This is a genomic window from Rhizobium fabae, assembly GCF_003985135.1.
Classification (GTDB): Bacteria; Pseudomonadota; Alphaproteobacteria; order Rhizobiales; family Rhizobiaceae; genus Rhizobium; species Rhizobium pisi.
Genome location: NZ_ML133652.1, coordinates 302,774 through 329,314, shown reverse-complemented (window position 1 = coordinate 329,314; position 26,541 = coordinate 302,774). Strand labels below are relative to the sequence as shown.

Here is a 26,541-nt window from a genome sequence, read left to right as displayed (position 1 = left end):
CGGGCCCGCCTCGTCTCCTCAACCTGAAGGGGCAGGCCGCCCGCTGGGAATCAATTCTTATCCAGACCGTAGCAGGAATGCAAAGTCCTGACAGCGAGTTCTGCATAGGGACCGTCGATCAGGATGGAAATCTTGATCTCGGAGGTCGTGATCGCCTTGATGTTGATGCCTTTTTCGGCAAGTGCACGAAACGCAGTCGCAGCAACGCCCGCATGGCTGCGCATGCCGATGCCGATCACCGATACTTTCACCAGCCCCGATTCGTTCTGCACGACATCGTAACCGATCTTCTCCTTATGGTCGCCAAGCACTTTGATGGCCTTCTCGACGTCGCCTGACGGCACGGTGAAGGTCATGTCGGTCTTCGATCCATCCTCGGAAATATTCTGGACGATCATGTCGACATTGATATGGGATTCGGCAAGCGGCCCGAAGATTGCGGCGGAGACGCCCGGCCGGTCGGCAAGACGGCGAAGCGAGATCTGAGCCTCATCCTTGGCATAGGCGATGCCGGTGACTACTTCCTGTTCCACGATTTCATCCTCGTCACAAATCAGCGTTCCGGGCGGGTTCAACAGATCGCCCATGCCCGGAGCATCGGGATCTTCGAAAGACGAGCGCACGAAGGTACGCACCTTGTGCACCATGGCAAGCTCGACCGAACGCACCTGCAGCACCTTGGCGCCGAGCGAGGCCATTTCCAGCATTTCCTCGAAGGCGATCTTCTTCAGCCTGCGCGCCTGCGGCACAATGCGCGGATCGGTCGTATAGACGCCGTCGACATCGGTATAGATATCGCAGCGATCCGCTTTGACAGCTGCCGCGATGGCGACAGCCGACGTATCCGATCCGCCACGCCCGAGCGTCGCGAGGCGGTTGTCAGGTCCCAATCCCTGGAAGCCAGCGATGACAGCGACCTGGCCCTCGCCCATCCGCTTGATGATGTCGGAACCGTCGATCTCCAGGATGCGCGCCGCGCCATGGGCGTTGTCGGTCCGGATCGGGATCTGCCAGCCCTGCCAGGAGCGCGCATTGATATCCATCGCCTGCAATGCGATCGCAAGCAACCCCGAGGTCACCTGTTCGCCGGAGGCGACCACCGCATCATATTCGCGCGCATCATAAAAGGGAGAATTGGCGCCGATCACCTTCGGCATGCCCTGCACCCAGCCGACCAGCTCATTGGTTTTGCCGGACATGGCCGAGACCACCACCGCCACCTCGTGGCCAGCGTCGACTTCGCGTTTCACATGGCGGGCAACGTTCTTGATGCGGTCCAGGTCAGCGACGGACGTGCCGCCGAATTTCATTACGATGCGTGCCATATGCCTCTACCACGACTGGCGCCGGAAAACGGAAACCCGGACCCGGCATCACGAAAGCTCTGGGGCGGACCGCTTGGCGAAAGAGCCGGATTCCCATTTTCTGGAACCACTCTAAAAGCCCAGGCCCTGAAGGCCCCAAGTTGCGGCGTCTCTTAGCGAGTTTGGCAGGGGGAGGCAAGCGCGCGATAAAAGCAATCGCCGGGCTTCTGCACCTTGGCCAATCCGCCGATACCCACGCCCCTTGACTTATGCCCCCGATCGTCCGACTTCACTTGTCACGAACGCAAGGAGTGGACGATGACGGAAACCGCCAGAAGCACGATCGACCAGGGCGAAGTGGACCGCTTCTCGGCGATGGCGGCGGAATGGTGGAGCCCGACCGGCAAGTTCAGGCCGCTGCACAAGTTCAATCCTGTCCGTCTCACTTATATAAGAGACAAGGCCTGCGAGAATTTCGGCCGTGATCCGAAAGGCGCCCGCCCGCTTGAAGGCCTGCGCGTGCTCGATATCGGTTGCGGCGGCGGCCTCCTGTCCGAGCCTGTCGCGCGCATGGGCGCCGCTGTCGTCGGCGCCGATCCTTCCGAGAAGAATATCGGCATAGCCTCGACCCATGCGAAATCGTCCGGCGTGTCGGTCGATTATCGCGCTGTCACCGCCGAGCAGCTTGCCGAGGCCGGCGAGACCTTCGATATCGTCTTGAACATGGAAGTGGTCGAACATGTCGCCGACGTCGAATTTTTCATGGCGACCTGCGCAAAAATGGTCCGCCCCGGCGGCCTGATCTTCGTCGCCACCATCAACCGCACGATGAAGGCGGCAGCCCTTGCCATCTTCGCTGCCGAAAACATTTTACGCTGGCTGCCGCGCGGCACCCATCAGTATGAAAAGCTGGTGCGTCCGGAAGAACTGGAAAAGCCGCTAGCCGCAGACGGCCTCGAGGTCACCGACCGCACGGGCGTCTTCTTCAATCCACTGTCCAACCAGTGGAGCCTGTCCAGAGATATGGACGTGAATTATATGCTGCTGGCAAAGCGACCGGCGTAATCCCGCCGTCAATTAGCTGGCTACGCTTTTAGGGCTTGGACGTAGGCAAGCAGATCTTTCTGGGCTTCCGCATTGCGTGCCGCAAGTTCCTTGACCCGGTCGCGATCGATTGCCGTCTCGGTACCGTCAGGTCCGTAGGGCTGTTTGAAGGTAAAGGCGTAAGGGCTTGAGCCGTGATCGGCAAGGTATTCAAGACGCTCGACGCCGTCTTGCCACTCCGGTCGATGATGGGCTGACACCCACCACAAAACCAGCGGCGGCCATGTCTGCTTCACATTCCAATTGCGGGCATTTTTCAGGGCCTCGGCGTGCACACCGTTATAGGTGAAGGCCATCAGGGACTCAATATCGGCCCAGAGCGAAAGGGACGAAGGCGCGGACTCAAAGCCGCTGCCCTTGATGTAGCGAGGAAATACTTGAATCCCCCAGCTCCTGGCGCCGGGATAAACAACATAGCCAGAGCGTCCGATGAAACCGCAGGCGCGAGCCGCGGCTTCGAAATTCGCGGGCTCGCGGAGAACGAAGCCCTTGACCTCTTCACTTTCGGCAGAAGCGACATGCAGGCCGAAATTGTAAAAGGCCAGACGCGCCGGCTGCATTTCAGTTCACGTCTTCCGGCAAAACGGGGATAGCAGCGATCTCGATGCCCTCTTCCACGAGCGCCTGGGCCTCGTCGACCGTTGCCTGGCCGATGATGCCGCGGGCGTCCGCCTCGCCATAGTGGATCTTGCGCGCTTCCTCCGGAAACTTCGCGCCGACATCCTCGGAATTGGCTTTGACGGCCGCGACCGCTTCTTTCAGCTTTTGCAGGGCCTCCCGGCGCATAGCATCCATCGCCAGTGTCTGCCGCTCGTCCTTCTTGCGCGCCGTCGATACCGAAGGCGCCATCAGGAGTTTGGAGATGACGGCGGAATGGCAGACGGGACAGGTCAGCAAACCGGTTTCCACCTGATGGTCGAAATCGGCGCTTTCCGAAAACCAGCCTTCGAATTCATGGGCATTGTCACAGGTGAGGGAATAACGGATCAAGCGGCGACGCCTCCAGCGACTGCTCCCGCGATCTTCTCGACCGAGAATTCCCGACCGTTCCTGAGGTTCGGAATCTTGTCATGCGCAGCCTTGACCGCGCCGGGATCGATTTCGGCGACAATGACCGCCTCACCGGTGGCGCCAGCCGAGGCCAGCACCGTACCCCACGGATCGATGATCATCGAATGGCCAAAGGTTTCGCGCCCGTCCTCGTGCCGGCCGGCCTGCGCGGCGGCAATGACGAAGACGCCATTTTCGATCGCCCGCGCCCTGAGCAGGATCTCCCAATGCGCCTCACCAGTCTGCCTGGTGAAGGCGGCAGGAACCGTCATGACCTCGGCGCCCGCAACGGCCTGGGCGCGAAAGAGCGCCGGGAACCGAACGTCGTAGCAAATGGCAAAGCCCATTTCCGCAAAGGGCAGCGACACGACGCGCGCTTCCGAGCCGGCCGTATAGGCCGCACTTTCGCGCCAGCTCTCGCCATTGTCGAGGTCGACGTCGAACATATGGATCTTGTCGTAGCGATTGAGGATCCGGCCATCGGGACCGAACAGAAAGCCGCGATTGGCGATCTTGCCGTCGGCAAGCGCGATGGCCGTCGAGCCGACATGCATGTAGATGCCGAGTTCCCCGGCGAGCTCGGAGCCGGTCTTGACGATGATGTCATCAGTCTCGTCGGCAAGCACGGCGCGCGCCGCTGCGCGGTCGCGCTGCAGCATTCCGGTCATTTCGGGCGTCTGCACATAGGTCGCGCCCTGGGCAGCGGCTTCACGGACGAGCCGCGCCATGGCGGCGGCGTTCCTCACCGGATCGACCCCGGAGCACATCTGAACAGCAGCAGCCTTGAAGCTCATCGGTTCTTCCTCAGGCCGCCAGCATCGGATCGAGCTTGCCGGCCCGATCGAGCGCAAAAAGATCGTCGCAACCGCCGACATGATCGACACCGATGAAGATCTGCGGAAAGGTGGTGCGCCCGTTCGACTTACCGATCATTTCCTGGCGAAGATCAGGCGAGAAAGTCGCATCGTGCTCGACATATTCGACGCCCTTTTCTTCGAGAAGGGACTTGGCGCGGGTGCAATAGCCGCAAAACTGCCGTGTATAGATCGTGACGGGTACCATGATATCTCCAGACGGATGCCGGGTATTTTCTGTCATATAGGCTCGGCGAGAGCCCTTGCAAAGGTCAAAACCGTGATATCCGCAGCCCCCGCCTTGCGTAGCGTCCGGCTTGCGGCGGCGACCGTCGCCCCCGTCGTATAGACATCGTCGATAAGCACGATGCGCTTGCCGGAGACATCGTTTTCGCAATCCTTGGCAATCGCGAAAGCACCCCTGACATTGTCTTCGCGCGCCTTCGCCCCAAGACCGACCTGCTGACTGGTGCGCTTGACGCGGACAAGGGTGGCGGCAAGCAGCGGCTTGCCCGAAAGCCCAGCCATATGGCGGGCAAGCTCGGCCGCCTGGTTGAACTTGCGTGCCAGCATGCGGGTGCGATGCAGCGGCACCGGGATCAGCGCATCGCAACTTTCGACCGTGCCGTCGGAGGCGCGCAGCATCCAGGCCGCCATCATCGGCGCCAGATCGGTGCGATCGCGATATTTGAGCCCGTGAACGAGATCGCGGACCGCATGGTCGTGGGTCGCTGCCGACCGCAGCCGGTCGAAGGGCGGCGGATTGGCGATCGCCTCGGCGCTGAGGATGCCCGTGCCGAGATCATGCGAGAAAGGAATGCCGAGCACCTCGCAATAGGGCCGTTCGATGAAGCGGATGCCGGACCAGCATTTCGCGCAGAGCCCGCGATGGCCGCCTGTGGAAATACCGCAGACGGAACAGGCGGGCGGATAGAGGAAATCGGCCAGCGCCGAAAGCGGCCGCAAGAGATGCGCCCGCAAGAATTTTGACGGAGTTTCGAAATCGATCGGCTCCATGCGGCTCAGACTACCGCATAGCCTCGAAAAGGAAAATCGCCTTGCCGCTTCAGCGAGGCGGGACTATGGACATCGCCATGGAAACGATCTTCGACAGAGCCCTGATTGCCGCACATCGCCATCGCGCGCTTGTCGGCAACGATCCGAAAGCCGCCTTCCTGCTCGACATCGCCGCCGAAGAAATGGCCGAAAGGCTTGCCGTCGTCGAGCGCCGCTTCGAAACAGCTGTCGAGTTGCACGGCGCGACAGGTGCGGCCGCCCGGGCGGCAATGGCGACCGGCAAGATCGGCAGGATGATCCGCGTCGAAAGCGAGACAGCCTATGCGGCCCCAGGCGAAACCTTGATCGAGGCGCCGCTCGAAGAGGTGCCGCTCGAGCCGCAATCGGCCAACCTCGTCCTTGCGCCGCTCAGCCTGCATCTGACCAATGATACGCCGGGTGTTTTCATCCAGATCCGGCGCGCCTTGAAGCCGGACGGCCTGTTCCTGGCCGCGATCCCCGGCGCCGGCACGCTGCAGGAATTGCGCGAGGTGCTGCTGGCCGCCGAGGCCGAGATGACGGGCGGCGCAAGCCCACGCGTCATTCCCTTCGCTGATGTGCGCGATGTCGGCAGCCTCATGCAACGCGCCGGCTTCACGCTGCCAGTGATCGACGCGGAGAACTACATGGTACGGTACGACTCGCTTTTCCCCCTGATGCGGGACCTCAGAGCGATGGGCATGAGCAATCCGCTCGCAGCCCGCGGCCGCATGCCGCTGACGCGCGCCTTTTTCCTGCGCGCGGCGGAGATCTATGCCGAACGTTATTCCGATCCCGACGGGCGCATCCGCGCGACCTTTTCGATCATCTATGTCTCGGGATGGGCTCCGCACGAGAGCCAGCAAAAGCCGCTCCAACCGGGCTCCGCCAAGGCACGCCTTGCCGATGCGCTGAAGGTGGACGAGCACAAGCTCAGACAGTAGCCGCAGGCGGCCTATTCAATTTGCGGGCAGATTGTTACTGATCACGCCGAAGACGTTCTGCAGGGCATTGGTGAAAAAACCGAGACCGGAAATGAGCGCGGTACAAATGAGGGCGGCGATCAGGCCGTATTCGACCGCCGTCGCACCTCTGTCATCTGCAAAAAATGCTTTCAAAAGACGCATTACCCCATCCCTCTGCGTGAACCGAATGCTTCAACAAATTCCACGGCCATCGGGCGACGGCCGGCATTTTCAGCAACCGGAGCCGACCCCGTATCCCTGGACGACGCAGACCGAACCGGGCGTCTCCTGAAGGACGCTGCGGCGGATCGTATAACGCTTGCCGCCTTCATCCTTCGGAATCGATCCCGTCGTGATCGTGTCGAAATCCACCGGAGCGCTGGCAAAGACACTCTTCTTCGAGGAATCCGCAAGCATGGGCGTCAGGATGAGCGTCAGGGCCACCACCGCCGTGCCGAACAGAAGGGCGATATTGAGCGCACCCGTCCTGCGCGAGGCAGACGAAGCCCGTTCCTTTTCCCGGACAGCTTTCCAGAAATCATCGTCCATGACGTCAAGCCTTTTTATACACGCACGCCAGATGCTTGATTGAGGCCGATCTTTGGCAGAAGGTGTTAAACGATCTATTAATATCCACAGCCGAAAATGGCGTTGGGTGATAATAATCAGGTAACGCTAAAGTAAATCCTGCAGCATCGGGATGAGCGGCTCGTCGGCCGGCGGCATCGGGTAGTCGCGCAGCGCCTGCGGACGCACCCATTTCAGAGCCTGACCCTCGCGACCTTCGGCAATGCCCTCATAGCGCCGGCAGATATAAAGCGGCATCAGCAGGTGGAAGGTCTCGTAGGAATGGCTGGCAAAGGTGAGCGGCGCCAGACAGGCGATCTTGGTCCTGATGCCGAGCTCTTCCTCGAGTTCGCGCACCAGCGTTTCCTCCGGCGTCTCGCCGGGCTCAACCTTGCCGCCCGGAAATTCCCAGAGCCCAGCAAGCGACTTTCCCTCTGGCCGCTGTGCCAATAGAATACGCCCGTCGGCATCGATCAGCGCACAGGCCGCGACCAGCAATATCTTCCGACCTGCATCGCTCATCGTGGCTCCTGCTGCCAATAGCAATAATGATAGGCGTCGCGAAAGCCGAGGCGCTCATAGAGGGCGATGGCCGGGCGATTGGAAAGCTTCACCTGCAGCCAGGCCGAGCGGGCGCTGCGCATGCGCGCCCAGCGTAGAGCCGAAGTCAGAATTTCGGTGCCGAGCCCCTCGCGCCGCCGCGTCTCGGAAACCGAAAGCGACATGATGCCGGCAAGGTCGTTGTCCTGGACGCAGAGCACGGTCGCAAGCGGGCCTTCCATCGCATTCTCGATCAAGAACAGGCCCGACGGCGGCTTGATCGCCGAAATGATTTCGGCAAGCGCCGGCTTCAGCGTCGGTGGCGCCCGGTCGACGGCAAGGTTGGCGTCGACGAAACGGCCGACATCGTGGGTCGGCAGGTGATCAAGCGTATCCGGCAGTTCCGCCTCGGCGAGATCGCAGGTCATCACAACTGTCTCGTCGAACTGCGTCCAGTTCTGCGCGCGCAGAAGATCGATCAGCACCGGCGAGGCAAGCGGCGTCTGGCGGACCACGGCGGCGCGGCCATAGGCCTCGAATTTCCGGCGCGCCTTTTCCAGGCGGATTTCGACGTCGCGATGATCCGAGGGATCGAGCGGCACGATGGAATTCAGCCGGTTGGACGGGTGGCCGGCTGTCAGCCGTACCTGCCAGCTGCCGTCATATTGCACGGAAGCCGCCGGCCAGGCACGAAAGCCGACGGCCTCCAGCCTGCGGACCAGCGGCAGATTTTGCGGGGAAGTGGATGCCTGCGCCAATGAACGATCAGCTCCGATAGTCGCCATTGATCGCAACATATTCCTTGGTGAGGTCGCAGGTCCAGACGGTTGCCGAACCAGTGCCGAGGCCGATATCGACTTTGACGGGGATATCCTGCGCCTTCATGACATTCGAGGCGGCCTCCTCGGAATAATCGGGATCGCGCTCGCCATTGACGGCGACCCTGACGTCGCCGAACCAGATGGCGAGCCGGTCGCGGTCTGCCATCTCGCCCGATTTGCCGACGGCCATGACGATACGGCCCCAATTGGCGTCTTCGCCGGCGGCCGCCGTCTTGACCAGCGGCGAATTGGCGATCGACAACGCAATGCGCTTGGCGGCGGCGTCGCTCTCGGCGCCCGTCACCGTGATTTGCAGCATCTTCGTCGCTCCTTCGCCGTCGCGCACCACCTGCAGCGACAGATCCTTCAGCACGTCGTTGAGAGCGGCCCGGAAGGCGGCAAGGCGCGGGTCGTCGGCACGTTCGATGCGGGCCTGACCGTCCTCGGCCGCGGCACCCGTCGCAAACAGCATCAGCGTGTCGGAGGTGGACGTGTCGCTGTCGACGGTCATGGAATTGAAAGTCGGACCGACGCCGTCGGACAGAAGCGCCTGCAAAGCCGCGGGCGCGATATCGGCATCGGTGACGACGAAGGAAAGCATCGTCGCCATATCGGGCGCAATCATGCCGGCACCCTTGGCAATGCCGTTGATCGTGACAGTGACGCCGCCGATCTCAGCGCTGCGGGTCGAGACCTTCGGATAGGTGTCGGTCGTCATGATCGCTTTTGCGGCCTCGAACCAGAAATCGCTGGTGGCCTCGGCCTGCATCCGCTCCAGGACGCCTGAGAATTTGGTGGCATCCAGCGGCTCGCCGATGACGCCGGTCGAGGCCAGATAGACCTCGTTTTCGCCGCAGCCGACGGCTGCTGCAGCCGACTTCGCCGTCAGCGCGGTCGCCTGGCGACCCTTCAGGCCGGTGAAGGCGTTGGCGTTGCCTGAGTTGACGACGACGGCCCGCGCACTGCCATGAGGAAGGTTCGCGCGGCAGAAATCGACCGGCGCCGACGGGCACTTGGAGCGGGTGAAGACGCCTGCGACCGCTGCCGGCTTGTCGAAGACCATCAGCAGCACGTCGGTGCGGTTCTTGTATTTAATGCCGGCAGAAGCCGTCGCCATGCGCACGCCGCGCAGCGAGGGCATGGCGACGAAAGATTTCGGAGCGAGCGGGGAGACGGAACCGGACATGATGCGACACCTGCCAAAGAGCATTTCCAGGCGAAATGGGAACCGGTTCGCCGTCCGGAAATGCGACCATAAACGATGATCGAGCATGATGCCGAAAAGTGCGAGCGGTTTTCGGCATCACGCTCTGCTTTTGATTTAGATCCGGATTCGGATTTCCGGCCCCGGATCTAACGAAGGGCCCGGAAGAACCGGGCCCTTGATGCGAATATTACTTCTGCGGCGCGGGCGCTACGGGCTCGCTGCCCGGCTCCGGCTGCTTGTTGGCCTCGTCGTAGCCCTTGCGCAGCGTCTCATCCATGATCTCGACCTTGGCGGACGTCTTCGCCTGGGCGAGGAGCGCAAGATACTTGTCGCGCATGACAAGCTGACGAACCTGATCCTGCACCTGCTCGAAGGGCGGCGGAGCAGCGTCGCGCTTATCCTCGACCTTGATGACGTGATAGCCGAAGTCGGTCTTGACGGGAGTCTTGGAATAGGTGCCCTTTTCGAGCGCGAAGGCTGCGTCCTCGAATTCCTTGACCATGCGGCCGCGGGTGAAATAGCCGAGATCGCCGCCTTCCGACTTGTTCGGATCGGTGGACTTTTCCTTGGCGAGTTCGGCGAAATCCTTGCCGGCGTCGAGCTGCTTGATGATGTCCTTGGCTTCGTCCTCGGTCTTGACGAGGATGTGGCGGGCGTGGACTTCCTCCTGCTTCGGCAGGGCTGCGACTTCCTTGTCGTAGCGCGCCTTGACTTCGTCGGGCGTCACGGTGTCGACGACATGCTTCTTGAAATAGGCATTGTGCAGCTCGCGGTCGGCGAGATACTGCATGCGCTTCTTGAATTCGTCGGTCTGATCGAGCTTCTCGGCGATGGCGTCGGCTGCGAGCAGCTTCACATCGATGGCGGCCGACAGGGCTGCGACCTTCTTCTGCTCATCGGGCAGCTGCGCCAGCTGCGGATCGAGATTGGCGACGGCGAGATCGAGTTCCGACTGATGGATCTCCAGTTTACCGACCTTGGCGACGATTGCATCGTCAGCAAAGGCGGGCGCCTGGAGCGCAACAAAAGTTACAAACGCCAGCGCGGCGAATTTGTTGGTGCTCAACATGAAATACCCTTCACAGTTACATCGCCGGCTTCAGTATCCCCTGAATCCAGCCCAAAATAGCCATCAACATCGGATTGTGGCCTTTCTGTATCCGCCAAATCCGTTGACATCATTCGACCCCCCTCTTATCTGTCACGCAACCTCGCGTCCAGAACAGTTTCCGGGCGTTTTAAGCTGCGCGCCTGATTTTCGGCTGGGTCGCCAACAAGAAACGCCGGGGATGAAATATTGAGAAAGGGCCAGTCACATGGTCAGCTTTGGCGGCATAGCCCGCAAGTTATTTGGATCGTCCAATGATCGCCGCGTGCGGTCGTATCAGCCGAACGTCACTGCCATCAACTCTATCGAAGAGAAGACGAAGGCTCTGACGGACGAGCAGCTCGCAGCGAAGACGGTGGAATTCCGCGCGCTGCTTGCCGAGGGCAAGACGCTGGACGACATCCTGATTCCCGCCTTTGCCGTGGTGCGCGAGGCCTCGCGCCGCGTTCTCGGCCTGCGACCTTTTGACGTACAGCTCGTCGGCGGCATGATCCTGCATTCGAATGCGATCTCCGAGATGAAGACCGGCGAAGGCAAAACCCTCGTCGCCACCCTGCCGGTCTATCTGAACGCGCTTTCCGGCAAGGGCGTGCACGTCGTCACCGTCAACGATTACCTCGCCCAGCGCGATGCCGCGACCATGGGCCGCGTCTATGGCTTCCTCGGCATGACCACGGGCGTCATCGTTCACGGCCTTTCCGACGAGGAGCGCCGCGCGGCCTATGCCTGCGACATCACCTACGCCACCAACAACGAACTCGGCTTCGATTATCTGCGCGATAACATGAAGTACGAGAAGAACCAGATGGTCCAGCGCGGCCACAATTTCGCGATCGTCGACGAAGTGGACTCGATCCTCGTCGACGAGGCGCGCACGCCGCTAATCATCTCCGGCCCGCTCGATGACCGCTCCGAACTCTACAACACGATCGATGCCTTCATCCCGCTGCTGGCGCCTAGTGATTACGAGATCGACGAAAAGCAGCGCTCCGCCAACTTCTCCGAAGAAGGCACCGAAAAGCTCGAAAACCTGCTCCGCCAGGCCGGCCTTTTGAAGGGCAACGCGCTCTACGACATTGAGAACGTCGCGATCGTCCACCACATCAACAACGCGCTGAAGGCCCACAAGCTCTTCCAGCGCGACAAGGACTATATCGTCCGCAACGACGAAGTCGTCATCATCGACGAGTTCACCGGCCGCATGATGCCGGGCCGGCGTTATTCGGAAGGTCAGCACCAGGCGCTTGAAGCCAAGGAAAAGGTGCAGATCCAGCCGGAAAACCAGACGCTCGCCTCGATCACCTTCCAGAATTATTTCCGCATGTACGACAAGCTCGCCGGCATGACCGGCACGGCGCAGACGGAAGCGGAAGAATTCGCCAACATCTACAATCTCGACGTCATCGAAGTCCCGACCAACCTGCCGATCAAGCGCCTTGACGAGGACGACGAGGTCTACCGGACCTTCGACGAGAAGTTCAAGGCGATCATCGAAGAGATCCTCGACGCCCACAAGCGCGGCCAGCCGGTGCTCGTCGGCACCACCTCGATCGAGAAGTCGGAGTTGCTCGCTGAGCGCCTGCGCAAGCAGGGCTTCGACAACTTCAAGGTACTGAACGCCCGCTACCACGAGCAGGAAGCCTATATCGTCGCCCAGGCCGGCGTGCCGGGTGCCGTCACGATCGCCACCAACATGGCCGGCCGCGGTACCGACATCCAGCTCGGCGGCAACCTCGACATGCGTATCGAGAGCGAATTGGGCGAAGTCGAAGCGGGTCCGGAGCGCGACGCCAGGGTCCAGGCGATCGTCGAGGAGATCAAGGAACTCAAGCAGAAGGCGCTCGCCGCCGGCGGTCTCTACGTCATCGCCACCGAACGCCACGAGAGCCGGCGCATCGACAACCAGCTGCGCGGCCGCTCCGGCCGTCAGGGCGATCCCGGCCGCTCGAAATTCTATCTCTCGCTTCAGGACGACCTGATGCGCATCTTCGGTTCCGAACGCATGGACAGCATGCTGACCAAGCTCGGACTCAAGGAAGGCGAGGCGATCGTCCATCCCTGGATCAACAAGGCGCTCGAGCGCGCGCAGAAGAAGGTCGAAGCCCGCAACTTCGATATCCGCAAGAACCTTCTGAAGTATGACGACGTTCTCAACGATCAGCGCAAGGTGATCTTCGAACAGCGTCTCGAGCTGATGGAATCGACCAATATTTCCGAGACCGTCTCCGACATGCGCCGCGAAGTGATCGAGGATCTGGTCGACAAGCATATCCCCGAGCGCGCCTATGCCGAGCAATGGGATGCCGTCGGCCTGAAGACCGCCGCCGCCAACACCCTGAACCTCGACCTGCCGATCGAGGACTGGGTCAAGGAGGAAGGTATCGGCGAGGACGATATCCGCGAGCGCCTGACGCAGGCCTCCAATGCCGCCTTCACGGAAAAGGCCGAGCGTTTCGGCGACGACATCATGCATTATGTCGAGCGCTCGATCGTCATGCAGACGCTCGACCATCTCTGGCGCGAGCACATCGTCAACCTCGACCATCTGCGCTCCGTCATCGGCTTCCGCGGTTATGCCCAGCGCGATCCGCTGCAGGAATACAAATCCGAAGCCTTCGAACTCTTCACCGCGCTGCTCAACAATCTGCGCGAGGCGGTCACCGCCCAGCTGATGCGCGTCGAACTGGTGCAGCAGGCGCCGGCCGAGCCCGAGCCGCCGCTGATGCAGGCCCATCACCTGGATCCGACGACCGGCGAGGATGATTACGCTCCGATCTACCAGGCATCGGAAGTCATCGTCTCGCCTGAGAACCGCAATCCTGATGACCCCGCCAGCTGGGGCAAGGTCGGCCGCAACGAGGCCTGCCCGTGCGGCTCCGGCAAGAAATACAAGCATTGCCACGGCGCCTTCGAACAGGTCTGAGGCAAATCGCAACGATCCTGAAATGCCGCCTCCGGGCGGCATTTTCTTTTCTGCGGCAAGACCGGAAAACCGGCATTTTGGCTTCGTGGCGAGACTGCCCTGGAACCGTTTCTTAACCCTGACCTGTCAAGACTTCGCGGACGATTTGCCTGACCTTCAGAGTTTTGCGTGTTCATCATGGCGGTCATAGAAACAGCGGAAAAGATGCTGCCCGCGGGCTTGCGCCCGATCGGCGGCCGTACGCTGCGCATGCTTGCAGCCGTGCTCACCGAACGCGGCGAGAAGGCGGCGGCTCAGCGCATGGCGTTGACGGCCTTTTCGATCCGTATCCTCAGCGCCGCTCTCGCCTTCTTGTCCCAGATCGTGCTCGCCCGGCTGATGGGCGAATATGAATACGGCATCTTCGTCTTCGTCTGGGTGCTGGTCGTCGTCTTCGGCGATCTCTCCTGCCTCGGCTTCCACACCGCGATCATCCGCTTCCTGCCCCAATACAGGGCGGCAGGCGCTTTCGAGGAAATCCGCGGCCTCACCGGCACGGCACGCATCTTCGCACTGCTTTCCGGCACGGTGGTGCTCGCCGCCGGCATGCTCGGGCTGCATTTCTTCGGCGATATGATCGAGACCTACTACCTCGTCCCGATTTTCCTCGGCCTGCTCGCCATGCCGATGATCGCGCTTGGCGACATTCTGGAGGGCACGTCGCGGGCAAACCACTGGCCTGTCATGGCGCTGAGCCCGGTCTATATCGTCCGCCCGATCCTCATCATCGCCTTCATGCTGATCGCGATCGCGATCGGAGCCCCGCATACGGCGGTCACCGCCATGCAGGCAGCGCTCGCCGCCACCTTCGTCACCGCCGTCGGCCAATACTGCGCCACGCTCTACCGTCTTCGCCGGCATTACGACGAAGGCCCACGCAAAGTCGATTTCCTCGCCTGGTTCAGCGTCGCCTTCCCGATCTTCCTGATCGAGGGCGTGAGCTTTCTGCTCACCAATTCCGATGTCGTCGTCGTCGGCATTTTCCTCGAGCCGCACGATGTCGCGATTTATTTCGCCGCTGCCAAGACGATGGCTCTGGTGCATTTCATCAATTTCTCCGTCAAGGCCGCCGCCGGCCCGCGCTTTTCCTCGATCATCGCCGAGGGCGACCACGCCCAGCTGGCGGTTGCCGCCACCGACGCCGCCCGCTGGACCTTCTGGCCGGCACTCGGGGTTGGCCTTGCAGTGCTTGCAGCCGGTCACCTGCTGCTTTCGCTCTTCGGCGGCGCCTTCACCGCGGGTTACCTGCTGATGGCGATCCTGCTTGCCGGCATCCTTGCCAAGTCGCTGGTCGGACCGGCCGAAACATTGCTGATGATGGCCGGCAGGCAGAACCTCTGCGTTGCGCTCTACGCCGGCGCGTTGACCGCCAATATCGGCCTCAACCTCGCTTTGATCCCGCATTACGGCATCGAAGGCACCGCGGTCGCCACGGCCTCAGCCATGGCGGTCGAGGCGATCCTTCTGCATATCGCAGTGCGCCGCACGCTCGGCATCGTGCTCTTCGCCTTCGCCAGCCCCTCCGCCGCAACGCCAGAAATGAGAGTTCGATAGATGGTGCGCCTTCCCCCCGTCACCGAAAGCACGGACAGCATCGCCAATCGGATGGTGCATGACCTTGCCGCATTGAATTTCGAAGCGCCGCAGGCCGAGGCCCGCGCCGAGATCGGCCGTCCGGGGCGCGAACTCTGCCTCTATCCCGGCAAGCTCGGCTACGAGCTGCAGGAAGAACTCGACTTCCTCTCCAACCGGGCGATGGAACCGAACGTCTTCTTCTCCGGCCGCTTCCTCGCGCCCGCCATGCCGCGGCTCGAAGATCGGCAGGTGAACTTCGCCCTCATCCGTGACCACGGCGCCGGCCGCAGCCGCATGCGCTTCCTCATGCCGTTTTCGATCGACAAGCCGGGCTTTGCCGTTGGCCCCTCGATCATCCGCGGCTGGTCGAACAGCTTCGGCCCGCTCGGCACGCCTCTCGTCGATGGCGAGGATGCCGCCGAGACCCTCGACAATTTCTTCGAGGGACTGACCACCCCGGATCTCAACCTGCCCAGCACGCTGGTTCTGCCGGATTTGAGGCTGAACGGCATCTTCGTGCGCATGGCCAAGGCCGTGGCGCTCAGCCGCAACCTGCCGCTCACCGTGACCAATCCCTACCTGCGCCCGATGCTGCAGAGCGAGGATGAGGCGCCTGTCTATCTCGGCAAGACCGTCTCCTCCTCGCATATGCGCGAGATGCGCCGCCAGTGGCGCCTGCTGGAGGAACAGGGAACGGCGGTCTATGCCGTCGCGCGCCAGCCTCGCGAAATCCACGTCCGCTTCGAGGAATTCCTGGCGATGGAGGCCGGCGGCTGGAAGGGCAAGCGCCGCAGCGCGCTCGTGACCGATCGCTATCACACCGCCTTTGCCCGCGAGGCCGTATCGAACCTTGCCGCCGTCGATGCCGTGCGCATCCACACGATCGACCTCAACGGCAAGGCGATCGCCGCCATCGTGGTTCTGATGATGGGCGGCGAGGCCTACACCTGGAAGACTGCTTATGACGAGAACTATGCCCGTTATTCGCCGGGCAAGCTCTTGATGAGCGAACTCACCGAGTGGCATCTCGACGACGCTAACATCGTGCGCTCCGATTCCTGCGCCGTCTCAGACCATCCGATCATGAGCCGCTTCTGGCAGGAACGCGAGGAAATGGGAACCTTGGTGATCGGCCTGACGCAGAACGGCGACCGCGACATGCGCCAGGTCGCCGCCCAGCTCCATATGTATCGCAGTACCCGCAACATGGCGAAGATGCTGCGCGAGAAGATCATGTCGCTGGCAGGCCGGGGCTAACCTTCGGCCGCCGCCCTTTCGCGCAGCAGCCGGCGGATCACCTTGCCGGTGGTCGTCAATGGCAGGGAGTCGATGAACTCCACCTCGCGCGGATATTCATGCATCGAAAGCCGCATTTTCACCCATTCCCTGATATCGGTGGCCAGCGTCTCGCTTGGGGAATGGCCCGGTGACAGCACGATATAGGCCTTGACGATCTCGGTGCGCACGGCGTCAGGTTTGCCGACAGCGGCGGCAAGCTGCACGGCCGGATGGCCGATCAGGCAATCCTCGATTTCGGCCGGGCCGATACGATATCCCGACGAGGTGATGACGTCGTCGTCGCGGCCCTCGAAGGTGACGTAGCCGTCCGCGTCCTGCCGGCCGATATCGCCGGTGAGCAGCCAGCCTTTGACGAACTTCCGCTCGGTCGCCGCCACATCGTTCCAATAGCCGAGGAACATGACAGGATCGGGACTGGCGATGGCGATCTGGCCGGGTTCCCCTACCGGCAATTCCTCGCCCGCTTCATCGACGATCGCAACGCGGTGTCCTGGCACCGTCCGGCCGATGGCGCCGGCCCTGGTCACGCCATAGGCAGCGCTCGACGAGAGCACGAAGTTGCATTCCGTCTGGCCGTAGAACTCGTTGACGGTGATGCCGAGCGCGCGCCGCGCCCATTCATAGGTCTCGCGGCCAAGCGCCTCGCCCGCCGAGCCGATGGTGCGCAACACCAGGTCATATTTCGAACGCGGATCGGCAACGGATCGCATCAGCCGCAGCGCCGTCGGCGGAATGAAGGCGTTGCGCACCTTCATCTCGGCCATGATCCTGTAGGCCATGTCGGCATCGAATTTCTGCGCCGGCGACGAGACCACGGGAACACCGAGCAGAAGGCTCGGCAGCAGCGCGTTGAGCAGCCCGCCCGCCCAGGCCCAGTCGGACGGCGTCCAGACCTTGTCGCCTTCTTTCGGAAAGCCCTCATGGGCAAACTGCATACCCGGAATATGGCCGGGCAGAACACGGTGGCCATGCAGCGCGCCCTTGGGCGGCCCCGTCGTTCCCGATGTGAAGATCATCAGCGCCGGATCGTCCGGGCCAGTCTTGGCGACCTCGAAGACGGAGGGATGGGCATCCACCAGCTCGGAAAAAGCCAGTGCGTCCTTATTTTTCCCGTCGATGCTGACGACATGTTTCAGCATCGGCAGGCGATCGCGGATCTGCCGGATGCGCTCTAGGCCGAAGCTATTGGTGATGATGGCCGCCGTACCTGCCGCCTTCAGCCGGTATTCCAGCGCCTCGACGCCAAAGAGCAGCGCCAGCGGTAGCGCGATCGCGCCCATCTTATAGATCGCGACATGTGCGATCACCGTCTCGAAGGATTGCGGCAGGAGCAGCGCGACACGATCGCCGCGCTCGACCCCGAGCGAGACGAGTGCATTTGCGAAGGCCGAGGAGCGGTCTGCGAGCGCGCGATAGCTCATCGTACGGTGATGGCCGTTCGGGCTGAAATGTTCGAGACAGACGCGCTCCGGCGCCCGGTGCGCCCAGTCGTCGCTGACGGCGCGGCCGATATTGAATTCCGCCGGAATCCGCCAGGAGAAATCGCGGTAGAGATCGTCATAGCGATCATGGGACGGCAGTTGCATGGTCGGGTTCCGGTAAAAATGCTGCACCAGCTAACACCTTGCGGCCCGGATGCGCAAGCCGAGGGCGGAAGCGGCAAACATGAGCTCCGCTTCAAAGCGATCACGCATCAGTGCGCTCATAGCAGCGCAAATTCTTCGTTCTGCTCCCTGCGACTTTGTCGGTTCCGCACTAGATCATGCAAAGCCGCAGGGGGTGTCGTCAAATTCATCACGGAGACGTTTCATGGAATACGCAAAATTCGGCAAGACCGGGCTCGAAGTCTCGAAAATCTGCCTGGGCTGCATGACCTTCGGCGATCCCGGCCGCGGCAACCACGCCTGGAGCCTCAGGGAGGAGGAAAGCCGGACGATCATCAAACAGGCGATCGACCTCGGCATCAATTTCCTCGACACGGCCAACACCTATTCCAACGGCTCCTCCGAGGAGATCGTCGGTCGCGCCATCCGGGACTTCGCTAAGCGCGAGGACATCGTGCTGGCGACCAAAGTGTTCAACCGCATGCGGCCGGGGCCAAATGGCGCAGGCCTGTCGCGCAAGGCAATCTTCGACGAGATCGACAACAGCCTGCGGCGGCTCGGCACAGATTATGTGGATCTCTACCAGATTCACCGTTTCGACTATACGACGCCGATCGAGGAAACACTGGAAGCGCTGCACGACCTGGTCAAAGCAGGCAAGGCGCGGTATATCGGCGCCTCCTCCATGTATGCTTGGCAGTTCACCAAGGCGCTTTACGTTTCCAGGCTGAACGGCTGGACTGAATTCGTCAGCATGCAGGACCACCTGAACCTGCTCTACCGCGAGGAAGAGCGTGAAATGCTGCCGCTCTGCGAAGACCAGAAGATCGCCGTCATTCCCTGGAGTCCGCTCGCCCGCGGCCGCCTGACCCGCGACTGGGACGAGACGACAGCGCGCAGCGAAACCGACGAATTCGGCAAGACGCTCTACACGCAATCCATCGACGCCGACCGCAGGATCGTCGAAGCGGTGGCGCAAATCGCCAGGGCCCGCGACATCTCCCGCGCCCAGGTCGCGACCGCCTGGATCCTGCAGAAGAGTGCGGTCACGGCCCCGATCATCGGCGCCTCCAAACCGAACCATCTCAAGGACGCCGTCGCCTCGCTGTCTGTCAAGCTGACGGCCGAGGAAGTCGCGGCACTGGAAGCACCCTACATCCCGCACGCCGTCGCCGGCTTCAAATAATTTGCCGGTCGATTTCTCGGTGATCGGCCGAGACTACGCGCAGAGGAGATCGAACATCGCCTTCTGCGACTAAGTTTATGTCCGGGTGCCGGGATCAAGTTGCCGGCGCATCGTCACCAGAAACTGCTCGGCAAGCGCCCTGTCCTCGACCGCGCGGGCAAGAATGACGGCGCCCATCATCGATGAAAGCGTTGTGGCGGCATTGGCGCGGCGCTCTTCTTCACTCTCGCCCGGAACGATGTCGGCGAGCGTGTCGACCAACACCGATAGCCCGTCGCTGAAAACCTCCCGCACCGCGCCGCGGCTGCGGCTCACCTCCTGGATCAGCGTTGCGAAAACGCAGCTGCCGCCCGGGTCATCGACGGTGCGCCAGTGGATGTAATGGTCGAGAAGCGCCTGCAACGGCCGCTCCGGCGATTCGGCGATATGCTCCTTCCAGCGCTCTTCCACCCTGTCGATCAGCTTGCGGCTGACCTCGAGCGCCAGGTCGTCCTTCGAGTTGAAGTGGCCGTAAAAGCCGCCATGCGTCAGTCCCGCCGCCTTCATGATGTCAGCAACGCCGACACCGTCGAAACCGTTCTCGCGGAAAAGCACGCCGGCAACGCTCAGGATCTTCTCGCGGTTTTCGGCAAATTTCTCGCGGCTGACCCGCATTGTCGTCTCCAGAAATAGTCGCTTGACAAAATATATGACGTCCATCATCAATAGGCAAGAAATATGATGATCATCATGTAAATCGCTCCCGTATCTTCCCGAAGCTGAATTTCAACGGATTGTGCTCATGGTTTCCACAGCCCTCGCCTCCTCCCTCGCCCGGCGCAACATCCATTACGGCTGGGTCGTCGTTGCCGCCACCTTCCTCACCATGCTGGTGACGGCGGGCGCCATGGGCGCCCCCGGCGTTCTCATCAAGCCGCTGCAGGACGAGTTCGGCTGGGAGACGTCACAGATTTCCTCCGCGCTGGCGATCCGTCTGCTTCTTTTCGGTTTCATGGGACCGTTCGCCGCCGCCTTCATGAATTATTTCGGCGTCCGCAAGGTCATCGTCTTCGCGCTTGCGCTGATCGGCGCCGGCTTCATCGGTTCACTGTTCATGACCACGCTGTGGCAGTTGCTGCTGCTCTGGGGCATCGTCGTCGGCTTCGGCACGGGCCTGACGGCCATGGTGCTCGCCGCGACGGTCTCCTCCCGCTGGTTCACCAGGCATCGCGGCCTCGTCGTCGGCATGCTTTCGGCAAGCTCGGCCACCGGCCAGCTCGTCTTTCTGCCGCTGATGGCCGAGCTGACGGAACGCTACGGCTGGCGCTCGACGGTGTTTTTCGTATGCGCCATGATCATGGTCGCAGCCCTTGCCGTGCTGGCTTTCATGCGCGACCGCCCGGCCGACCTCAACTTGCCGGCTCTCGGCGAAACACATGTGACGCCGCCGCCGGCAAGCACCTCGCTCGGTGTCGCGCTGATGACGCCGATCACCGTCCTCCGGGAAATCTCGAAGACCTCGACCTTCTGGATCCTCTTCGCCACCTTCTTCATCTGCGGCCTCAGCACCAACGGCCTGATCCAGACCCACTTCGTCACCCTCTGCGGCGATTTCGGCATTGTCCCGGTGGCGGCCGCCAGCGTTCTCGCCGTCATGGGCATTTTCGATTTCTTCGGCACGATCGGCTCCGGCTGGCTGTCCGACCGGTTCGACAATCGCTGGCTGTTGTTCTGGTACTACGGCCTGCGCGGCCTCTCCCTGCTCTATCTGCCCTTCAGCAATTTCAACTTTTACGGCCTCTCCATCTTCGCCGTCTTCTATGGCCTCGACTGGATCGCCACCGTGCCGCCGACCGTCAAGATCGCTGCCGACCGCTTCGGCCGTGAAAAGGTCGGCCTCGTCTTCGGCTGGGTCTTTGCCGGCCATCAGCTGGGAGCCGCCACCGCCGCCTATGGCGCAGGCCTCTCGCGAACGGAGCTTTCGAGCTATCTGCCCGCCTTCTTCGTCGCCGGCGCCTTCTGCCTGCTGGCTTCGATCCTGGCAATCACGCTGAAGAAGTCCGGCCTGACCAATCCCGTGCCGGCCGCCGCCCATTGAGATCAAAAGAGATCCGGCCTCGAAACGAAGCCGGATCTCTTCAATCGGATCAGCCCGATAACTTCGCCCAACCGTCTTGCGCGCGCGGGCGCTCGCATGTTAGACAGCCGCCCGGTCTGTATCCGTTGCCCCATTGGCGGAATTGGTAGACGCGCTCGACTCAAAATCGAGTTTCGAAAGAAGTGCTGGTTCGACCCCGGCATGGGGCACCAGCCTTCGCTCTGCGAGCTTTGGCTCGGCAGGCAGACGAGAGCAGCTAAGCGGAAAACCATCGCGCCGTAGTACCGCCGGAAACGAAGGCGGACTGGTCGGATGGTGCGCCGGTTAGCTGCGCCATCACGTCCAGCTAAAACTACTTATTCTTCAACAGCCACATCTTGCCGGCCATCGTGATGCCGTAGACGTCTTTTGATCCGTCGTCATCCAGATGACGCCTCTCAAGGAAACCCGGCTCCTTCAACTCGCCCAACGTCTTAGCGGTGACCGATTTGATTTTCTGGGGCCGCTCTTTCCACCGGTCGGTTTTTGCGTAGGTCACCGTCGCATTCTGGTGCGTCCACTTGTTGGCCGGCTGGGGATAAAGATCTCCATCCCGGGCGAGTTTGAGTGCGGCGATCTGGGACGGGGTAAGCTCAATCATGCTGAAAAATCCTGTGCGGGAGGTCTTTGCGCTGGGAACGCGCTTTTACCAAAGGCGTGCTCATAACATCGAAAATCGATTTCCACCACCGCATCGATATGTGAGCGCCTGAAAGGCGAAAACCCAGCTCGCACAAGAACCGGGCTTCGTCATTGTAGCATATATCCGTCAGTAGCAGCGGCGGACCGTCTTGGTCACCTCGCCTTCGTCCGTCTGGCGGGTGACGCTTCTGGTTTCGCAGCCACTATCGCGATAGCGGCGGTGATCGCGTTCGCGCACGGCGCCGAAGGTGATGCCGCGCTCGCTGATGGTGATGCCGGGCCGTACCCGCTCATCGCGATAGCCGTCGTCATAGGAACGCTCCCTCTCATAGACGCTGTCGGCGAGAGCCGGTGCGGCAAACGAACAGGCGGCAAGGGCCACCACGGTACAGTTCAGGATGATCTTTCGCATTTTATTTCTCCTTCTCCTGATGAAGAGGCAACGAGACAGGACAAAAGTGGTTCCAACATCGGCGAGGGGCCGGTCGCGCCGGGCGGAGCGAGGCCACAATCTGTTCGCGACCGATCGAACCTCGAAAACAGCGTTCCCATCACCCAAATCAACTGTTTAATTTTGCTTGCGCTTCGTACAGAGTGGCCGCCGTCATCACAGGAAGAGGCAGACGTGCATCAGGAAGTCGGACTCATCGCAACGGTCGCCGTCAGTTTCGTTTTCGCGGCGATCCTCGGTTACGGCGCCGACAGGCTTCGGCTGCCGCCGCTGGTCGGCTATCTGATGGCCGGCATCATGATGGGCCCGTTCACGCCGGGCTTTGTCGCCGATACCGCTCTTGCCGGTCAGCTCGCCGAAATGGGCGTTATCCTCCTGATGTTCGGCGTCGGGCTGCATTTTTCCGCCTCCGACCTGCTCGCCGTGCGAGGGATAGCCGTGCCGGGCGCGATCGGGCGGATTATCCTTGCCACCTTGTTGGGCATCGGCCTCTGCAAGCTCTGGGGATGGAGCCTCGGCGCCGGCATCGTCGTCGGCCTCAGCCTCTCGGTGGCGAGCACCGTGGTTCTCCTGAAGGCATTGGAGGAGCGCAATCTCGTCAATGCGCCGAGCGGGCGCGTCGCCGTCGGCTGGCTGATCGTCGAGGATCTGGCGATGGTGCTCGCGTTGGTGCTACTGCCGGCGCTTGCGGAACTTCTGGGTGGCAACGCGGTCGCGACGACGAACCATGGCCTCGGCGACCTGCCGCTGGCGCTGGCGATCGCCCTGACCCTGCTGAAGGTGGTGGCCTTTGCCGCAATGGCGATCTTCCTCGGCCCTCGCATCGTGCCGTGGCTGCTGACCATGATCGCCCGCACAGGCTCGCGCGAGCTTTTCACACTAACGGTGCTGGCGATCGCACTCGGCATCGCCTTCGGCTCGGCGGCGATCTTCGGCGTCTCCTTCGCGCTCGGCGCGTTTTTCGCCGGCGTCGTCATGAGCGAATCCCAGCTCAGCCATAGGGCGGCGGCTGACTCGCTGCCGTTGCAGAACGCCTTCTCCGTGCTGTTCTTCGTCTCGGTCGGCATGCTCTTCGACCCTTCGATCCTGGTGCGCCAGCCGCTGGCCGTGATAAGCGCGCTGGCGCTCATCATCCTCGGCAAGGCCATCATCACCTTCCTCATCGTCCTGCTGCTGCGATACCCGATCGGCCTGGGGCTGACGCTGGCCGGCGGCCTTGCTCAGATTGGCGAGTTTTCCTTCATCCTCGCCGGACTCGGCGTCTCGCTCGGGCTCCTGCCCCATGAGGGTCAGGATCTGATCCTTGCCGCCGCGATCCTGTCGATCACCCTCAACCCGCTGGTGATCTTTTCGACCGACAGCCTGAAGAAATATGTCCATTCGAAATGGCCTGCTCTCTGGGAAAGCTACGGCAGGAAGAAGCAGAAGACGCTCGGCAAGGAACTGGAAAAAATCAGGGCACTCGGCGAGGAGCGCGAACGCCAGCACCAGCTGAAGATGCAGCAGCTGATCGAAACCTTCCCGCTGTTTGCCCAGGTCGACGAGGACGCGCAGGAGGAGCTACTGCTGCTCTTCAAGGCGAAATCCGCCCCGCCCGGCGAACGCGTCATCCGCCGCGGCGACCGCGGCGACGGCATGTTTTTCATCTCTTCCGGCGCCGTGGAAGTGCGGCTTGCCAGCGGCGCAATCCGCCTGGAGCCAGGCTCCTTCTTCGGCGAGATGGCGCTTCTGACCGGCGGACGGCGCAGCGCCGACGTCATCGCCGTCGACTTCTGTCAGTTCGAGGTGCTCGAGCGGCGCGACTTCAACATGTTCATGTCGCGCCATCCCAATCTGCGCGCCATCGTCAGCGAAATGGCCGAGAAGCGCACGGAAATGAACGTGCTGCGCCAGCAATGGGAAAAGTCGATGGACTTGTCCTGAAACGGCGATCGCACCGTCCTGGTTGCCTCAGGAAGATGTCGGCCAGTAGGCATCGGAACGAAAGTCCACCGGGATAGGATCGAGCCGCGACAGCGCCTCGGCAGCGAAATCGATCTGCAGCGACAAATATCTGAGTGCTGCCGGCATCGGCGCGCCGGTCGCAAATTCCCGGACGCGGGAGAGATGGTAGCCGCTTTCGTTGAGCCGCCGGGCGGCCTCCCACCGCACGTCGTCCGGGCTTGGTCCGTGACCCGCCTCGGGCCACTCGTCCGCCAACGCCGCCTGCCCGCGCCCGCCCTCGATCACCTTGAATATCATCTCACGCCACCCTGCATGCCGATCCGAAAAAAGCTTGCCGCAGAATGGCAGATTCGCAATCCCATGAAATCTTGTGAGAGACCCGGATGCATCGGATCACGAAAATTTTTAAACGGTGGTGGCGAGAAGGCCACGGCGAGCATTTACAGCACCGCGCACGGCCCCTAAAGCTTTTTGCGCCGCAACAGGAAGGGAACGGAATGCTCCGCAGACTTTACGACTGGACCATGTCTCTGGCCTCGCGCAAATCGGCCGAAGTCTGGCTCGCCGTCATCGCCTTCGTCGAAAGCTCCATCTTTCTCGTTCCCGCCGATGTGCTTTTCCTGCCGATGGCGCTTGCCAAGCCGGAACGCTCCTATCGCTACGCGCTGATTGCAACCGTCGCCTCGGTGCTCGGCGGCATCGCCGGCTGGACGCTCGGCTATTACGCCTATGAGACGGTGGCGCGGCCCATTCTCGAATTCTACGGCAAGCTCGATGCCTTCGAGCAGATGAAGGCCTACGTCACCTACGAGACGATCCTGCTGCTGCTCGTGACCTCCGGTCTCGCGCATCTGCCGCCGATCAAGGTGGTCACCATTCTGTCCGGCGTCATCCACGTCAATCTGGGTCTCTTCATCGTCTCGGCGATCGTCGCCCGCGGCGCGCGTTTCCTCTTCCTCGGCTGGCTGCTGCGCCGATACGGCGAGCCGATCCGCCACTTCATCGAAAAGCGCCTCGGTCAGATCGTCGGCATCGGTGCCGCCGCCGTGATCGTGTTATACCTCGCCTACCGCTATCTCGCTCACTAGATTCAAGGTCAGATTTCAGGCCGCGGAGTTCCGCCATGACTGCCACTTCCTCGCCGCTCGCCCGTCCCGGCTTTGCCTATTCCCTGTTGCTTGCCATCGGCATGGCGGCGGTGGTCGGAACGGCGCTCGGCTTCCAATATATCGGCGGCTATATTCCCTGCGCGCTCTGCCTGCTGCAGCGCCAGCCCTATTACTACGCCATTCCGATCGCCATCATCGGTGCGATTTCGGCGCTCGTCGGCGTGCCGAACTGGATCACCCGCGCGCTGATTCTGGCGGCCGGCATACTGATGCTGGTCACGGCGGGCATGGGCGTCTATCACGCCGGCGTCGAATGGCATTTCTGGCCAGGCCCGGCCACCTGCTCGACCACGGCAAGCAGCATGACGACCAATGCCGGTGATCTGCTCGGCGAACTCAACACGATCAAGGGCCCGTCCTGCACGGACGCGGCGCTGCGCGTGCTCGGCCTGTCTTTCGCGGGCTGGAATGTGATCGCAGGGCTCCTGCTCGCCGCCTTCGCCTTTCTCGGCGTTCGCAAGGCGGCGTAAGCAGGTTGATCAGGGCTGCAGTTCGGTATCCCAGTAGAGATAGTCGAGCCAGCTGTCATGCAGGTAGTTCGGCGGAAACAGCCGGCCGTTATTGTGCAGATCCTGCACCGTCGGCTGATAGGGCTTTTGCGCCGGGAACATGCCTGCCTGCTTCGGGAGCTTGCTGCCCTTGCGCAGATTGCAGGGCGAACAGGCTGCCACGACATTCTCCCAGGTCGTCTCGCCGCCATGGGCGCGGGGGATGACATGGTCGAAGGTCAGGTCGTCATGGGTGCCGCAATACTGGCATTCGAACCGGTCGCGCAGGAAGACGTTGAACCGAGTGAACGCGGGATTGCGGGACGGCTGAACATAGGTCTTGAGGCACACGACACTCGGAAGCCGCATCGAAAAGCTCGGCGAGGAAACCGAATGTTCATACTCTGCGATGATGTTCACACGGTCGAGAAACACCGCCTTGATCGCGTCCTGCCAGGACCATAGCGACAAGGGGTAATAACTCAGCGGCCGGTAGTCAGCGTTCAGGACGAGCGCCGGCAGGGCCTGTGGGGAGACTGCAATCGTCAAG

28 protein-coding genes and 1 tRNA gene are annotated in these 26,541 nt (G+C 61.9%); 11 read left to right on the top strand and 18 right to left on the bottom strand.

The genetic code is table 11. The features are described 5' to 3' along the window. Positions 1-50: 50 nt before the first annotated feature. Positions 51-1,325: an aspartate kinase gene (locus tag EFB14_RS18925; protein ID WP_064686444.1), complete on the bottom strand. Its 1,275-nt coding sequence runs from the start codon at positions 1,323-1,325 to the stop codon at positions 51-53. A 297-nt stretch (positions 1,326-1,622) separates the two neighbouring features. On the opposite strand from EFB14_RS18925, the gene ubiG reads away from it, so the two are divergent. Next, positions 1,623-2,369 carry a bifunctional 2-polyprenyl-6-hydroxyphenol methylase/3-demethylubiquinol 3-O-methyltransferase UbiG gene (ubiG, locus tag EFB14_RS18920; RefSeq protein WP_126827940.1) on the top strand — a complete coding sequence of 249 codons (747 nt, stop codon included), beginning with the start codon at positions 1,623-1,625 and terminating at the stop codon, positions 2,367-2,369. Between the two features lie 20 nt (positions 2,370-2,389). On the opposite strand, the gene EFB14_RS18915 is transcribed toward ubiG, so the two are convergent. Genes EFB14_RS18915 through EFB14_RS18895 form a run of 5 tightly spaced genes read right to left on the bottom strand, consistent with a single transcriptional unit; the run spans position 2,390 to position 5,329 of the window. After that, positions 2,390-2,968 carry a DUF3291 domain-containing protein gene (locus EFB14_RS18915; protein WP_126827938.1) on the bottom strand — a complete coding sequence of 193 codons (579 nt, stop codon included), beginning with the start codon at positions 2,966-2,968 and terminating at the stop codon, positions 2,390-2,392. A 1-nt stretch (position 2,969) separates the two neighbouring features. Continuing rightward, positions 2,970-3,398 (bottom strand): DUF1178 family protein, encoded by a 429-nt coding sequence (locus tag EFB14_RS18910; protein WP_126827936.1) that lies wholly within the window; start codon positions 3,396-3,398, stop codon positions 2,970-2,972. Further along, complete coding sequence (locus EFB14_RS18905) at positions 3,395-4,252, bottom strand: carbon-nitrogen hydrolase family protein (protein WP_126827934.1); 858 nt, start codon at positions 4,250-4,252, stop codon at positions 3,395-3,397. Before EFB14_RS18905 ends, EFB14_RS18910 begins: the two co-directional genes overlap by 4 nt. Positions 4,253-4,262: 10 nt before the next feature. Then, positions 4,263-4,520, bottom strand: a complete 258-nt coding sequence (gene grxC / locus EFB14_RS18900; RefSeq protein WP_008527594.1) for a glutaredoxin 3 — start codon at positions 4,518-4,520, stop codon at positions 4,263-4,265. A gap of 32 nt (positions 4,521-4,552) precedes the next feature. Next, the gene (locus EFB14_RS18895; protein WP_126827932.1) at positions 4,553-5,329 is read right to left on the bottom strand and encodes a ComF family protein; all 777 of its coding nucleotides are present in this window, start codon (positions 5,327-5,329) and stop codon (positions 4,553-4,555) included. Positions 5,330-5,406: 77 nt separating this feature from the next. Here EFB14_RS18895 and EFB14_RS18890 point away from each other — a divergent pair, with 77 nt between their 5' ends. Further along, positions 5,407-6,291 carry a methyltransferase domain-containing protein gene (locus EFB14_RS18890; RefSeq protein WP_126827970.1) on the top strand — a complete coding sequence of 295 codons (885 nt, stop codon included), beginning with the start codon at positions 5,407-5,409 and terminating at the stop codon, positions 6,289-6,291. A gap of 15 nt (positions 6,292-6,306) precedes the next feature. On the opposite strand, the gene EFB14_RS18885 is transcribed toward EFB14_RS18890, so the two are convergent. The 6 genes from EFB14_RS18885 to EFB14_RS18860 all read right to left on the bottom strand — a co-directional run bounded on the left by EFB14_RS18885 (position 6,307) and on the right by EFB14_RS18860 (position 10,516). Further along, positions 6,307-6,474 (bottom strand): Flp family type IVb pilin, encoded by a 168-nt coding sequence (locus tag EFB14_RS18885; protein WP_125850761.1) that lies wholly within the window; start codon positions 6,472-6,474, stop codon positions 6,307-6,309. 69 nt (positions 6,475-6,543) lie between these two features. After that, the gene (locus EFB14_RS18880; protein ID WP_125850763.1) at positions 6,544-6,861 is read right to left on the bottom strand and encodes a hypothetical protein; all 318 of its coding nucleotides are present in this window, start codon (positions 6,859-6,861) and stop codon (positions 6,544-6,546) included. 126 nt (positions 6,862-6,987) lie between these two features. Further along, positions 6,988-7,401 carry an 8-oxo-dGTP diphosphatase MutT gene (gene mutT, locus EFB14_RS18875; protein WP_126827930.1) on the bottom strand — a complete coding sequence of 138 codons (414 nt, stop codon included), beginning with the start codon at positions 7,399-7,401 and terminating at the stop codon, positions 6,988-6,990. Further along, a complete protein-coding gene (locus EFB14_RS18870; RefSeq protein ID WP_126827927.1) occupies positions 7,398-8,204 on the bottom strand; it encodes a GNAT family N-acetyltransferase in 807 nt (268 codons plus the stop codon). Before EFB14_RS18870 ends, mutT begins: the two co-directional genes overlap by 4 nt. Then, entirely contained in the window at positions 8,185-9,426 is a 1,242-nt protein-coding gene (gene argJ / locus EFB14_RS18865; RefSeq protein WP_126827925.1) for a bifunctional glutamate N-acetyltransferase/amino-acid acetyltransferase ArgJ, read from the bottom strand. The genes EFB14_RS18870 and argJ overlap by 20 nt, the downstream gene beginning before the upstream one ends. A gap of 208 nt (positions 9,427-9,634) precedes the next feature. After that, a complete protein-coding gene (locus tag EFB14_RS18860; protein ID WP_126827923.1) occupies positions 9,635-10,516 on the bottom strand; it encodes a peptidylprolyl isomerase in 882 nt (293 codons plus the stop codon). 247 nt (positions 10,517-10,763) lie between these two features. Here EFB14_RS18860 and secA point away from each other — a divergent pair, with 247 nt between their 5' ends. From secA to EFB14_RS18845, 3 genes are all read left to right on the top strand, one after another. Further along, positions 10,764-13,478 carry a preprotein translocase subunit SecA gene (gene secA, locus EFB14_RS18855; protein ID WP_126827921.1) on the top strand — a complete coding sequence of 905 codons (2,715 nt, stop codon included), beginning with the start codon at positions 10,764-10,766 and terminating at the stop codon, positions 13,476-13,478. 177 nt (positions 13,479-13,655) lie between these two features. Further along, positions 13,656-15,071 (top strand): lipopolysaccharide biosynthesis protein, encoded by a 1,416-nt coding sequence (locus EFB14_RS18850; RefSeq protein WP_126827919.1) that lies wholly within the window; start codon positions 13,656-13,658, stop codon positions 15,069-15,071. Beyond that, positions 15,072-16,349, top strand: coding sequence for a GNAT family N-acetyltransferase (locus EFB14_RS18845; protein ID WP_126827917.1), 1,278 nt, complete (start codon positions 15,072-15,074; stop codon positions 16,347-16,349). On the opposite strand, the gene EFB14_RS18840 is transcribed toward EFB14_RS18845, so the two are convergent. Then, on the bottom strand, positions 16,346-17,977 hold the full coding sequence (locus tag EFB14_RS18840) for an AMP-binding protein (RefSeq protein ID WP_126827915.1): 1,632 nt from the start codon (positions 17,975-17,977) through the stop codon (positions 16,346-16,348). The genes EFB14_RS18845 and EFB14_RS18840 overlap by 4 nt on opposite strands. 223 nt (positions 17,978-18,200) lie before the next feature. Between EFB14_RS18840 and EFB14_RS18835 the strand changes: the two genes are divergently transcribed. Further along, the gene (locus tag EFB14_RS18835; protein ID WP_126827914.1) at positions 18,201-19,181 is read left to right on the top strand and encodes an aldo/keto reductase; all 981 of its coding nucleotides are present in this window, start codon (positions 18,201-18,203) and stop codon (positions 19,179-19,181) included. A gap of 75 nt (positions 19,182-19,256) precedes the next feature. On the opposite strand, the gene EFB14_RS18830 is transcribed toward EFB14_RS18835, so the two are convergent. Next, positions 19,257-19,835 carry a TetR/AcrR family transcriptional regulator gene (locus EFB14_RS18830; RefSeq protein ID WP_126827912.1) on the bottom strand — a complete coding sequence of 193 codons (579 nt, stop codon included), beginning with the start codon at positions 19,833-19,835 and terminating at the stop codon, positions 19,257-19,259. 127 nt (positions 19,836-19,962) lie between these two features. Here EFB14_RS18830 and EFB14_RS18825 point away from each other — a divergent pair, with 127 nt between their 5' ends. After that, a complete protein-coding gene (locus tag EFB14_RS18825; protein WP_126827911.1) occupies positions 19,963-21,258 on the top strand; it encodes an MFS transporter in 1,296 nt (431 codons plus the stop codon). A 127-nt stretch (positions 21,259-21,385) separates the two neighbouring features. Continuing rightward, positions 21,386-21,470, top strand: a tRNA-Leu gene (locus EFB14_RS18820). A 140-nt stretch (positions 21,471-21,610) separates the two neighbouring features. Here the strand turns inward: EFB14_RS18820 and EFB14_RS18815 are convergent. After that, entirely contained in the window at positions 21,611-21,898 is a 288-nt protein-coding gene (locus EFB14_RS18815; RefSeq protein ID WP_003582583.1) for a hypothetical protein, read from the bottom strand. A 168-nt stretch (positions 21,899-22,066) separates the two neighbouring features. Continuing rightward, positions 22,067-22,351, bottom strand: a complete 285-nt coding sequence (locus EFB14_RS18810) for a hypothetical protein (protein ID WP_126827909.1) — start codon at positions 22,349-22,351, stop codon at positions 22,067-22,069. Positions 22,352-22,564: 213 nt separating this feature from the next. On the opposite strand from EFB14_RS18810, the gene EFB14_RS18805 reads away from it, so the two are divergent. After that, entirely contained in the window at positions 22,565-24,313 is a 1,749-nt protein-coding gene (locus tag EFB14_RS18805; protein ID WP_126827907.1) for a cation:proton antiporter domain-containing protein, read from the top strand. A 27-nt stretch (positions 24,314-24,340) separates the two neighbouring features. Here the strand turns inward: EFB14_RS18805 and EFB14_RS18800 are convergent, their stop codons facing one another. Continuing rightward, positions 24,341-24,631, bottom strand: coding sequence for a hypothetical protein (locus EFB14_RS18800; RefSeq protein ID WP_126827905.1), 291 nt, complete (start codon positions 24,629-24,631; stop codon positions 24,341-24,343). Positions 24,632-24,831: 200 nt separating this feature from the next. Between EFB14_RS18800 and EFB14_RS18795 the strand changes: the two genes are divergently transcribed. Together EFB14_RS18795 and EFB14_RS18790 are read left to right on the top strand one after the other, a co-directional pair. After that, positions 24,832-25,422, top strand: a complete 591-nt coding sequence (locus tag EFB14_RS18795) for a YqaA family protein (RefSeq protein ID WP_125850794.1) — start codon at positions 24,832-24,834, stop codon at positions 25,420-25,422. Positions 25,423-25,457: 35 nt separating this feature from the next. Continuing rightward, positions 25,458-25,973 carry a disulfide bond formation protein B gene (locus EFB14_RS18790; RefSeq protein WP_126827903.1) on the top strand — a complete coding sequence of 172 codons (516 nt, stop codon included), beginning with the start codon at positions 25,458-25,460 and terminating at the stop codon, positions 25,971-25,973. Between the two features lie 9 nt (positions 25,974-25,982). Here EFB14_RS18790 and EFB14_RS18785 read toward each other — a convergent pair whose 3' ends face one another. Continuing rightward, positions 25,983-26,540, bottom strand: a complete 558-nt coding sequence (locus tag EFB14_RS18785) for an HNH endonuclease (RefSeq protein WP_125850798.1) — start codon at positions 26,538-26,540, stop codon at positions 25,983-25,985. Position 26,541: the final 1 nt, after the last annotated feature.